The sequence below is a fragment of the Roseburia sp. MSJ-14 genome (genome assembly GCF_018918225.1).
Classification (GTDB): Bacteria; Bacillota; Clostridia; order Lachnospirales; family Lachnospiraceae; genus Petralouisia.
In genome coordinates this window covers 175,386-187,052 of record NZ_JAHLQD010000026.1, presented here as the reverse complement: position 1 = coordinate 187,052, position 11,667 = coordinate 175,386, and the positions used below count along the sequence as shown (strand labels likewise).

Sequence of the window (11,667 nt, the reverse complement as noted above, 5' to 3'; positions counted from 1 at the left end):
CTTATACGTTAAAACGGAACAAAATTACATCTCCGTCTTTTACTACATATTCTTTTCCTTCCAGTCCGACTAAACCTTTTTCTTTTGCTGCGGAAAGGGAACCACAATCTAATAAATCCTGATAGTTTACTACTTCCGCACGGATAAATCCACGCTCAAAGTCAGAGTGAATCTTACCTGCCGCCTGTGGTGCCTTTGTTCCTTTCTTGATTGTCCATGCTCTTGTCTCGTCCTCTCCTGCTGTCAGATAACTGATTAAACCAAGAAGACTATAACTTGCCTTTATTAACTTCTCAAGTCCGGATTCTTTTAATCCCAGTTCCTCTAAGAACATTGCTTTTTCTTCATCATCTAATTCTGCAATTTCCTGTTCAATCTGGGCACAGATAACAAATACTTCACAGCCTTCTTCTTTTGCATTTTCGCGCACTTCCTGAACAAACTTATTATTTGCTCCATCATCTGCCAAATCGTCTTCTGATACGTTTGCAGCATAGATTACCGGCTTTGCAGTCAACAGGTTATATCCCTTAAACCACTCTTCTTCATCCTCATCTTCTAATTCAAATGTTTTTGCCAGTTTTCCATCTTCCAGATGTGCTTTTACTCTCTCTAACAATTTTAATTCTTTTGCAAGTGTCTTGTCCATTCTGGCAGCCTTAGCTGTTTTTGCAATTCTACGCTCCAAAATTTCAATATCAGAGAAAACTAATTCTAAGTTAATGGTCTCTATATCACGAACCGGATCAATACTTCCGTCTACATGCACAATATTGGTATCTTCAAAACAACGTACTACATGCACAATCGCATCTACTTCACGAATGTTAGATAAGAACTGGTTTCCCAGACCTTCTCCTTTACTTGCGCCTTTTACTAATCCTGCAATATCAACAAATTCAATAACAGCCGGTGTTACCTTCTTGGAATGATATAAATCTCCAAGCAGTTTCAAACGTTCATCCGGAACGGTTACAATTCCCACGTTTGGATCGATGGTACAGAATGGATAGTTCGCTGATTCTGCTCCTGCCTTTGTTAATGAGTTGAATAATGTACTTTTTCCTACATTTGGTAATCCTACGATTCCTAATTTCATAATGTACTTTACCTGTCCGAAAATCCTTGATTTAAAGGGATTTTCGCCTTTCTATGTTATTTTACTACACAAATTACTACACAATTTTTAAGGCTTTCTCTATCTTTTCTACTTCTTTTACCTTTTCATCTTCTGTCACATGGACATACAGATTCATGGTAATTCCTACATTAGAATGCCCTAATATTACTTGCAAAGTTTTAGGACGCATATTTCCTTCAATACACCTTGTAGCCATTGTGTGCCTTAATACATGCATTGAAAATCTACGAATACCAGCTTTATCACACAACTTAAATAGTGTTGTATCATATGCAGAGTTTTTTGTCGGTTCTCCTTTTCGATTCAAAAACACAAATTCAGAAAAATCCATATTGATAACCTTCAATGTTTTCAACTTTTCTTTCTGTGCTTTCAATATCCTAATTGCTTCTTCTGTCAAGGGTACATCCCTATATCCAGACTGGCTTTTCGGTTCGCCTATTCTCCACTCTCCTACAGAATGCCGATACTCCATTGATCGTTGAATATGTACTACTTTCTTCTCAAAATCAATGTCAGACCATTTAAGCCCAATCATTTCTCCTGTTCTTAGTCCAGTCTGTAGTATAAATGCAAATTGATTGTAATTGCTACAGTCTTTCGCTACTTCCAAGAATTTCTTCTGTTCTTCTACTGTCAATGCTCGTATTTTCTTCGGTTCTTTTCCTATATTGTACTTGACTGCTTTTGTTACTGGGTTCTTTAATATCACATCATTCTCAACTGCATCTGAAAACATACAATACAAAGCAATTCTTGTCTGATATATTGTAGTAGTTCTATATTTGTCCTTCATCTGATTAAGAACATTTTGACAATGCATAGGTTTTACATCTGACAAAATCATATTGCCTATGCAACCTTTAATGTTGTGTTCAAACCTTTCTCTGTAATTTCTTATTGTGTTAGGTCTAATACTATCCCCCTTTATATTTTCAAGCCAATACTCAAACCATGCTGTGACTGTCATATCACCACAAGCATTGATTCCACCATGTTCATCCTCGAACCTAGCGTCTGCGTACCAATTACGGCATTCTTGAAGTTTCGGAAAATATCTTTGAACGGACTTTCCTGTACGCTTGCTGACAAATCTTGCCGTGTACAATCCGTCTTTTCTTTGGCATATTCCTACACCAAGCTCTCTTCCTTTTAAATCTTTGCCCGTAAAATCAACTCCTTTCTGCTGTGTAAGCATAAAGAGTTTGATACAGCCTAATATTATATCATAAGTCCTGCAATTTTGAAACCACAAAATTTTTATAGCTCAATGCTCTTTGATATATACTGTTCAAACTCTTTTCTCTTTACTAATTTTTTATTTCCTACATAAAGTACAAAGTTGCACTTCGGTTGTTTCAAAAGTTCTTCTATTCTGTTAATTCCTATATTTGAATAGGCTGCCGCCTCTTTTATTGTCATATTTAATTTTAACCAAAATGGCATTTCTAAAGTCTTACTGTCTGTCATACTTATAAAAAATCACACTCCTTTATGCTAATATGTGTTATAATGAATAAAAATGTTTAAGGGGATTCAATCATGGATAATAAAGAAAAAGTCATTCAACTACTTATAGATGAATATAACAACAGTAATTCCAATCCAATACAGATAGACAAAAATGATATAGGTGTTTTGCAAATTCCAGAAAAGGAAATCATCAAAATACTTAATACTTTACATGAAGATGGTCTGATTATTGCCAAGCCAAGATCACCACATAAAGATTTTAGTTTATACTGGGAAATTACTATTAAATCTGAATGTTTAGAATACTTCAACAATAAAAAGCAAGTTAAAATTGCTAATAAAAGAGACTGGATTAAAACTTACATTCCAATTATCATTTCTTCTCTTTCCTTAATAATATCAATAGCAGCCTTAGTTATTAGCATCATAAAATTATCTAAGGGAATGTAACTGACCTAATGCAATAATACCCCTTGCAAATTTACAAGCCTCTTTGTAACCTAAATCATAAACAAATGCCTTTGATATATCTAATGCAGCACACTCAATTTTGTATTCCTCTTCCTTTGATTTTGGTTTATTTTTCAGAAGATTTTCATAGTCTGATAAAGCCTTTATTGTTTCATTAAATATCATATAATTCATTCCTCCATTTTTATAAAAGGACAGAAGCCATTACGACCTCTGCCCTACAATCATCACTATTATTTTTCTAATTCCTTTTCCAGTTTATCAGCAAGCAAGTAAACAAGACCGCTTACCAACGCACCGCACAAACATTTTGTAGCTTCTTTCTGATAGATAGGCATTGATTTTTCAATACCAGATACATCAATACCACAAATGTTCTTTAATGGGATCGCCACATTACAATCATATTTGAATGCGTACATCATACATCCCATAGCCTTCTCGAATGGAATATCAAACTGTTTCATCAAGCTATACACGTTATTCCATGTATTTTCTACCTTTCCTCTGTCATATCCCATACCGACAAATAAGCCAATGTATGTATTTTTCTGTAACTCTTCATCCGTCATATCATTATCAATATTGGTATCTGCTATTAAATCCTTGCACATAAACTCAATATCATCAAACTTAATTATCTCACTTGAATAACTCCATACTGATTTAGAAGTATCAATGCAAATTACTGTTACTGGTTCTACATCCTCATTTTCTTTGAAATCTCCGACACAAGTTATCTTTCCTGTGTATTCCTTATCAGCAGTTCGACATATTACCTTGTCGCCTTCATAAAACTTTTCTGTGATACCATCCTTTGTAAATTCAATATAACTCTTTGCTTTAATATTATTCATTCTCTTTATCCCCCTATACTTCATCTTCTTTCTGTTCTAAAAATCCCTTTAACAGTCTTTTGTCATAGAAATGTCTGTGAATCTTCTTACATACACGCACAATAAGACCTACAATCATGTCTAACAGATTGATTGCAAGGAATGTAACAACTGATCCACCAATAATCATTACAATAGCCTTTGCAAAGTTAAAAGGTTCTGTCCACATTGCATAATTCCAGATTGTAAGCAGTACCGCCACAATCTTACTAATATTCCAATAATTTCTAACAAGTTTTTCCATCTTTTTTGTCATTCTGTTTTTCCTCCAATTTTCTTAAATTTCACAAATGTCTTTGTATTTCTGTAGCAACTCATTATTCATTTCTTCATCAATCATGTATCGTGCCTGTGATTTTAGATTAGGGCAATCCATTATAAGGCTTGTCATTCCAACGCTTCCGCTTGCTTTCATAAGTCGTCTGATTGCTGTATGTCTGAAATCAAGTTGTCTGAGATTTTTTACTCCGATTATTTCTCCTATCTCGCCACACCAACGACTAACCATAGCTTTTGAGATAGGTTTGTTATTTTGTTTCTGCCCTCTGAATACATACCCATAATCATTGTATTCATTATCCATCCTGTTCTGTTTCTCTGTCTGTAGCATTTGTGCCACATCTTCATTAAAGAATAAAGTTTTATCATCTATGTAGACTACACGTTTATCAATATCAATCTGATTCCATTTAAGAATAAGCAAATCTTCTATGCGGATTCCTGTAGATAAGGAAAACATCATATACATTTTCAAATTATCTGGTAATTTTTCAGATGCCATTTCAATCTGTTCTTCTGTAATATGATTAGTTACAATCTCTCTGCTGTTTCGCTTCATGCTATAACTCAACACATCACTTTTCGGCACTTCGCCAATACCAAACAAATACTTATAACACCGCACAAAAGACACAATATCACGATATATAGTGACATAAGCTGCACCAAATTTACTGCTCAAATAATAAGCATATTCATCTAAATCTTTTCCTGTTATCTGGGTAATTTCGACATCATTCAGATTTTCATAGATATACGCAAGAAATTTAGAAACACATAATGATTCTTCATAGACAAAACTCTTTTGATGTTTTTCTGTCTGAAATCTCTCATACATATGTTTTATATAGAGTTGCCAATAATACACATTTTTCTTATTTACTATTTCAAGAATATCTCTCCTGCCAACATTCATATCATTATAATACACCTGATTGCTCATTCAACACCTTCTTTCTTTACAATCTGTATAATTCTGTCATATAACGCTTTAGGTATTTTATCTTTATATTCATTTTTTACAATCTCGATTGCTTGTTTATGTTTTTCAGTTCTTCTATCAATCTTTCCTTTACCATTACATAAATCTACAATTCGCTTTGGTGCGAAAATATATGTATCTGGTGAAATATAGTGATTATTCATATCAAATACTCTGTATGATAAACTTACTTCTTCTCCATCAATTTCATATATATTTTCGTTGTACCATTTCAAGAAATTCCCGTATTCTTTCCATTCATCACATAATACAGCCTCTTTGTCACATTCCTGTCCTCTATCAAGTGCAAGTAACCTTTGCCACTTTTTATATGAAGTGGTACTGGAAATATGCTTATTGCTTTTTCTGGTAGTCCGTGACCTTATACCTCTATATTTAGGGCAATCACCTTTAACTTCAAATCCCCACTCACTCCAATCTACACCATTCTTTGCTTTCATAAATCCTCCTAAATTCCAAACTGATCCTTGTACTGTCGCATAAATTCCACATCGTTCTTATCGCAATAATGGTGTAAGGTTGTAGCAATATTTTTATGATGTAAAATCAATGAAGTAATAGCAATATCTCCACCTTTTTGTAACAGATGATTACAGCAAGTATATCTGAAATCATGTGGTTTTAATCCAGGCACACCACACATAGCACCTACTTTATGCGCCCATGTTCCCAATGTACCAGATGTTACATGACGAATTTCTATTGCATTATCTTTATAAAAAGTTGTTGTTGAATAGAAAACCCATCCACCATCATTTATCCTATTGGCTTCTCTCTCGGCTCTCAATTTCAGCAACAATTCTTTTACATATTCGCTAAAATGCAGAGTACAATAGTTTGAAAATTTTTCCTTTACATGGTTTACACAACGCTTTTCAAAGTCAATCTGCTCCCATCTGATAGATGATACCGCTGTAACTCTCGCCCCTGTGGACAATGAAAAGAACGCATATACTTGTAATGTCCTATCTCCATTTTCTTCCAGTTTTTCCTTCAAGGTTGCAATCTGTTCATCGGTCAGAAAGTGCCTGTGTTCTTCTGTCTTTAGTTTGTGTGGCTTTGGGATATAATAAATTGGATTAAAGGTACATACACCTTTACTGATAAGAAACTTATAGAATGTTGAAATATCACTCATTTTCTTCCCTACGCTGGGTGGTTCTAAGTGACATTCATTTCCAAGATACAATAGATAATCTTCCATTTCCGCTACTGTTATATCTACAATAGATTTGTTGTTAAGATGATCCGCTACATATTCCAGATATTGTAGCAGCATTTGAATTTTTGCACTGATTGTTACTCTTTCGTATGCAGATACATTGATATGCTTCAGATAGGATTCTGCATACTCCCTATTTGGGTCTGATACCTTTTGAAGTATCTCTTTCCTTCGTAGGGATATATCTCTTAATAAATTGACTTCTTCCATTTATATCCCCCTTGTCGCTTTTGATTTAATATTAGCTTCCAGATAAAAGAAATAATTGCTTGCTCCCATGCTCCTAGCAAGTTCTTCTCTCATGGCTTTCACCTGTTCCAACTTCTTCTTATTTTCCTCTTCTTTGGTTTTGTTTTCAGTCTCCATATAAATCCTCCGTTAATATTTCATAAACATCTTCTGTGATACATGACTTGTACTTTTCAGCAAGACTTTTCAACTTATCAGCATCCCTTGTATCACGTTTTAAATACTTATCAATCTCTGTGGGAACGATAGCACTATTGTTTGGATTATACACAAGGTTAGAATTACTTATCAATGACCTTGTAATCGTTATTGAAGTATCTTGCACACCCATGTAATTAGCATTGAACCACTTTTGAAATTTCCTATAATCAAGCCAACTATTACAGCAAGTCACAAAATTACCATTCTGTTTTTCTCTGACTTTATCAGATGGGCTATAACAACGATTTATCATTTTACGCCATATTTTATATGACAGTTCTTTCTTTTCATCACTTGTAACATATGTACTGCTATATCCTATACCTTGAATCTTTTTCTGTGGCTTTGGTGGAAGTTCCCATAATGAATAATTTATCTCGCTCATTCTCTCACCTCATAATGCAATAATGCTCTGTATAGGGAACGTGGTATTTTAGTCGCATATTCTTTAGCAACCCTTTTAATATAACGCTCCTTATCATCTTTATAGCTTGCAAATGCTTCTTCTGGTGTAGCAAATCCAGACCTTCTTTTTGTGGTATTCTTTCCGTCTATCTGCATATAGCAAGTAGAATAATATGTACCTGTTGTTTCTCTGAATCCTACACCTCTAGGCAAATCTGTTTTAGATAAATTCTTTGGTGTGATAAGTTGCATAATCCGTCTGGGAACAAATATACACATATCAGGACAGAACTCATTATTATCTTGATCCAAGATATTCCTACACAAATCCATCTGTTCATTGTCAACTGTGTAATAGTTTTCACCGAACCAGTCATTAAAATTAGCAAAATCAAGCCATTCTTTACATACTGTAATCTCCTGACCCTTTCGCTTTTTAATGTATTTTTCGCTATTATCATAAACAAGTCTTAGCATATAAGACCATGCGTGATATTCTTTTGAGTTATATATCTTCTTGTCTGTGGAAGTGTTATAAGCAACATTGTACTTTTTGTACTTCTGCTCATTTAATCCCCACAAATCTTCATCCAAGATTTTATCCATGTAGTTACCGCCTTTCCTAAAATTTATATATAAATCAGCTTAGTGCTGTTGTATTCGTATTCGCAAAATTTTTTGATAAAAAAATATGTCAATTCAGATAAATGCAATATAAATTGCTTAGTACAAATTATGTAGTCTGTTTTTGAAAAGTCCTCTTGACCCAACAATGCGTCTACTTTATCAAGTTCGTTTTCCAGAGGAATGCTGTAATAGCCTTCAAACTCAGGAACAGTCGATAAATAATTATTGATCGCATCTGTAATCTCCTTTTCGTTTCCAATAAATTGTTTACTTGCAACTGCTGTATCAATCAGCTCTTGCTTAAATGTGTCAAAATCTTCTTCTGTCTTAGGTATTTCACTACCTTGTAAAGCAGTCAACATTGTCTGTTGTGCTAAATTTTCATTCAAATTATCAATAGAAGAGTTATATGATTCTACTGATTCTTTCATTTCACTATATCTGCTATAAATAGACTGATACAATGAATTATCTGACAATTCTTCCGCTGTAAATGCTTCTGAATCTCTTAATGCCTGTAACGCATCTTCAAGCCTCTTATAATTTTCTAATGCTCCATCTACTGTGTCATTGCCAATTAGAACTAACTGACCACCACCAGTACCATATGAGCCACTATCAATTACACCAGCTTTTTCAAGCTCCTTGAATGCTTTTACTGCATCATCTCCTGTGCCACTAATAATATTATTTGTACCCCAGAAGTTATCCTTTGCAACCTTCATCAAATCTTCTTTAGCCGCATTTACACCAGCAACTAAATCAATCTGTTGGTCTTTTAATGAATCAATGCTTGCTTGTTTAATGGCATTTGATAATGAACCATATTTCGCAATCAAATCATCAATGCTTTCTCCTTCAAGTCCAAGTTTCTTTAATAACTCTGCCTGTGTAGTCATTAAATCTTCTTTTGCACTTGCATCTGTTTTTACTGCATCCGATAACTGGATGTATTTGTTTGCTAATGTAGCAATCTCATCACCTAATGTATTGGCTGTGTCTGCTGCTTCTTTAGCTTTCTGTCGTGCTTCCTCTACAGCTTGATTATGCTTAGATACTGCGGATGTTACTGCACTAACTCCAAGGCTAATACCCATAAGTACAATTCCTACTGGATTGCTAAGAAATACACTCTTTAATGTAGCTCCAAGTCCTGTCATAGCAGCTTTAAGTGAAAATGTGCTTGCTGTACTAGCTGTATTAGCTGCGGTCTGTGCATTTGTCGCTTGCGTTAAATTCATTTCAGCAAGTTTCTGTAATGCCATTTCCTTAGTCATGCCTTGCATCTGTAAAATACGGACACGATCAGCCTGAGTGAGTGTTTGTGTCGCTAATACATTTCTTAACTGCTCTGTGGTTAATGAACTCGTTGCATCTGCAATACTCTTCAATGTCTGGAATCTAGCAGATAAATTTCCATTCGGAACATTACTTGCCATTTGTAAGGCTTGTCCATACTGTTCTACTTGCTTTGTGGCTGTAATAAGTGCCATTGTGCTTGTTGTAAGGAATTTACCAATACCAAGTGCAAGTACACCTTTTAATGTACCTTCAACAATTCCCCAATTATTAGCAAACTCTAATACTGCCGAACCAAGATTTGCAAGGTCACGAACTGTATTACCATTGATAATGCTCTGATATGTCTGTGTGAGCGTATTGGAAAATCTCTGACACGCTGCATCTGCACTGGTCATCCAAGTCTGATACTCTTCTGTTGCACTTCCTGCACTATTGATTGCATCTTCATATGCTGATGCAGATTCCTTCATTCCAGATAATATTGCGGCTCCTGCTGCACTTCTTGATTTACCGAAAAGAGTTTCAAGAACATTTGCACGGCTTGTATCGTCTAACTGATCCATAACCTGTGAAATCTCATATAATTGGTCATAATAAGACTTGAATGTATGGTCATCAACCATAATATCAACACCTGTTAATGCCATGAGTTTTTCACGCAAATTACTTGTGGCTGTTGCTAAATCGTCAACCTCTTCGCCCATTTCCTGTAATTCTTCGATAGCGTCTGTGTCACCAGAAGAAGCTCTCATTCTTAATGAACCGATCTTAGCTGTATTTCCAAGATATGAAGGATCATTGTAGTATTTATTTGCAGTAGCAAACATTGTAGCTGCCTGTTCAATACTTGTATGTGCTTCTGTCAATGTACCAGCACTTAATCTGATACTCTCTGCCAATCCCTCTGCGTCAATACTATATTTGTTCGACATATTATTGATGAGGTCTGTATAGGCTTCAAGTTTCTTGTCCATCTGGTCATCTGTATAACCACCAATTTCATCAAATGAAGCAATGGAAGTCTTAATTGAGCCAATAGCTGTGTCGATATCTACATCTCCAACATTACTAAGGATATTCGCCCACTTCGCACCAAGTTCAGCATCATCTAATGACCAACCTAACTTCTTAAATTCCGTTACCGCATCAATCAATGAACCTACTTTTACATTCAGTTCCTGTGCTTTATTCATGGATTTATCAAAATACTTGTATAAAGCATCTCTGTCTGCGATTTCGTCTGTAACCTTCTGTAAATCTACAAGGCTATCATCCATTGTTTTTGCTTCTGTAGCCGCATTTCTAACCTGATTAGTAAGAGCATAGATAAAACTTGCACCACTAAAGAACTTCGCATAACTGCTCATAGACTGTTGGAATTTACTAATAGCTGTCATTCCACCTTTATTCGTTGCTACAAGCTCCGTCTTAAATGCTGATAACTCACCTCTAAGAGTTTTTAATTCACCTGTACTCTTTGCCACACTAGCAGAATTTAACAACTGATTGTACTTAGCTGTCATATTCTGATCGCTAAATAGCTTGTTATTATTCCTTCCCAGTATCTTAATCTGGTTAATCAACTGCTGTTTGTTCGTGTCAAAATTCAGATGAACCTTATTACTATTTGCAACCCTCTGTGCATTGTTTATTGCCTGTCTGGTTGCTGTCTGCACACCTTTTGTATTTACATTCGGTGTGATGTTAAAGGTCATATTATTTAATCCCTTTAACTGTGCCTTAATAGCTTTCCTTGTCTTAGGCATATCAAGATTACCAATCAGCTTGACATATAAATCCCCAAGACTTTTCGTGTCTGCTTTAATCTGTCGCTTACTTTGTGATTTGTTAAGTCCAGCAATCAGATTTAGTAGAAAATTTTGTTGCATCTTTTTTCCTCCTTTTTGAATTTTTGCTATTGACAATCCCATTTTCTATCTGATATAATCAAATTGTTTATTTTACGATTTTGCTGCATAAAAAATAAAAGGTTGTGAGATAAACACTCACACATAATTGGAATTTCTGATTGAATTATCATAGAAAAATAGAATTGATATTTATTATATAAACGCATAGAAGCGTAAATATCTGAAGGATTATTTTTTCTGGTCTAAATAATTTCTAATCCTGTTTTCAACTTCATCTGTCATAAGAAGTTTCCCATGTAGAAAATTACTTAGTTTTGAACCACTCATACCGATTTCGTCTGCAACAAAGGATTTTTTCAATCCGTTCTTTTTAATGTACTCATTAAGTTCCTGTTGTAAACTCACATAGTTCTCCTTTCTGCCAACAAATTTTTTTGGCATAATAAAAAGGTCAAGCAGCTAGTACGACAGAACCGCCTGACCTCTTTATGGGGTGTCATATAAATTGTTTTCCATGTGAAAACTGT

General features: G+C 34.8%; 15 protein-coding genes. 1 reads left to right on the top strand and 14 read right to left on the bottom strand.

Going from position 1 to position 11,667, the window contains the following annotated elements:
• Position 1 precedes the first annotated feature (1 nt).
• The 3 genes from ychF to KQI83_RS10815 form a co-directional block, all read right to left on the bottom strand.
• Positions 2 to 1,099, bottom strand: a complete 1,098-nt coding sequence (gene ychF, locus KQI83_RS10825; RefSeq protein WP_216557680.1) for a redox-regulated ATPase YchF — start codon at positions 1,097 to 1,099, stop codon at positions 2 to 4.
• Positions 1,100 to 1,175: 76 nt separating this feature from the next.
• Complete coding sequence (locus KQI83_RS10820) at positions 1,176 to 2,339, bottom strand: tyrosine-type recombinase/integrase (RefSeq protein WP_216557676.1); 1,164 nt, start codon at positions 2,337 to 2,339, stop codon at positions 1,176 to 1,178.
• A gap of 62 nt (positions 2,340 to 2,401) precedes the next feature.
• Positions 2,402 to 2,611, bottom strand: a complete 210-nt coding sequence (locus tag KQI83_RS10815; RefSeq protein ID WP_216557673.1) for an excisionase — start codon at positions 2,609 to 2,611, stop codon at positions 2,402 to 2,404.
• 72 nt (positions 2,612 to 2,683) lie between these two features.
• Between KQI83_RS10815 and KQI83_RS10810 the strand changes: the two genes are divergently transcribed.
• Positions 2,684 to 3,064 (top strand): hypothetical protein, encoded by a 381-nt coding sequence (locus KQI83_RS10810; protein ID WP_216557670.1) that lies wholly within the window; start codon positions 2,684 to 2,686, stop codon positions 3,062 to 3,064.
• Here the strand turns inward: KQI83_RS10810 and KQI83_RS10805 are convergent.
• The 11 genes from KQI83_RS10805 to KQI83_RS10755 form a co-directional block, all read right to left on the bottom strand.
• Positions 3,047 to 3,250, bottom strand: coding sequence for a hypothetical protein (locus tag KQI83_RS10805; RefSeq protein ID WP_216557667.1), 204 nt, complete (start codon positions 3,248 to 3,250; stop codon positions 3,047 to 3,049). The genes KQI83_RS10810 and KQI83_RS10805 overlap by 18 nt on opposite strands.
• A gap of 68 nt (positions 3,251 to 3,318) precedes the next feature.
• A complete protein-coding gene (locus KQI83_RS10800) occupies positions 3,319 to 3,942 on the bottom strand; it encodes a hypothetical protein (protein WP_216557664.1) in 624 nt (207 codons plus the stop codon).
• 13 nt (positions 3,943 to 3,955) lie between these two features.
• On the bottom strand, positions 3,956 to 4,237 hold the full coding sequence (locus tag KQI83_RS10795) for a hypothetical protein (RefSeq protein WP_216557661.1): 282 nt from the start codon (positions 4,235 to 4,237) through the stop codon (positions 3,956 to 3,958).
• Between the two features lie 21 nt (positions 4,238 to 4,258).
• Entirely contained in the window at positions 4,259 to 5,203 is a 945-nt protein-coding gene (locus KQI83_RS10790; RefSeq protein WP_216557658.1) for a tyrosine-type recombinase/integrase, read from the bottom strand.
• Positions 5,200 to 5,703 (bottom strand): hypothetical protein, encoded by a 504-nt coding sequence (locus tag KQI83_RS10785; RefSeq protein ID WP_216557655.1) that lies wholly within the window; start codon positions 5,701 to 5,703, stop codon positions 5,200 to 5,202. Before KQI83_RS10785 ends, KQI83_RS10790 begins: the two co-directional genes overlap by 4 nt.
• Before the next feature lie 8 nt (positions 5,704 to 5,711).
• Positions 5,712 to 6,695 (bottom strand): tyrosine-type recombinase/integrase, encoded by a 984-nt coding sequence (locus tag KQI83_RS10780; RefSeq protein WP_216557652.1) that lies wholly within the window; start codon positions 6,693 to 6,695, stop codon positions 5,712 to 5,714.
• The gene (locus tag KQI83_RS10775) at positions 6,696 to 6,851 is read right to left on the bottom strand and encodes a hypothetical protein (protein ID WP_216557649.1); all 156 of its coding nucleotides are present in this window, start codon (positions 6,849 to 6,851) and stop codon (positions 6,696 to 6,698) included.
• Positions 6,841 to 7,320 (bottom strand): hypothetical protein, encoded by a 480-nt coding sequence (locus KQI83_RS10770; RefSeq protein WP_216557646.1) that lies wholly within the window; start codon positions 7,318 to 7,320, stop codon positions 6,841 to 6,843. The genes KQI83_RS10775 and KQI83_RS10770 overlap by 11 nt, the downstream gene beginning before the upstream one ends.
• Positions 7,317 to 7,946 carry a hypothetical protein gene (locus KQI83_RS10765; protein WP_216557642.1) on the bottom strand — a complete coding sequence of 210 codons (630 nt, stop codon included), beginning with the start codon at positions 7,944 to 7,946 and terminating at the stop codon, positions 7,317 to 7,319. Before KQI83_RS10765 ends, KQI83_RS10770 begins: the two co-directional genes overlap by 4 nt.
• Positions 7,947 to 7,969: 23 nt before the next feature.
• Entirely contained in the window at positions 7,970 to 11,158 is a 3,189-nt protein-coding gene (locus tag KQI83_RS10760; RefSeq protein ID WP_216557639.1) for a phage tail tape measure protein, read from the bottom strand.
• Positions 11,159 to 11,368: 210 nt separating this feature from the next.
• Positions 11,369 to 11,545: a hypothetical protein gene (locus KQI83_RS10755; protein WP_216557636.1), complete on the bottom strand. Its 177-nt coding sequence runs from the start codon at positions 11,543 to 11,545 to the stop codon at positions 11,369 to 11,371.
• Positions 11,546 to 11,667: the final 122 nt, after the last annotated feature.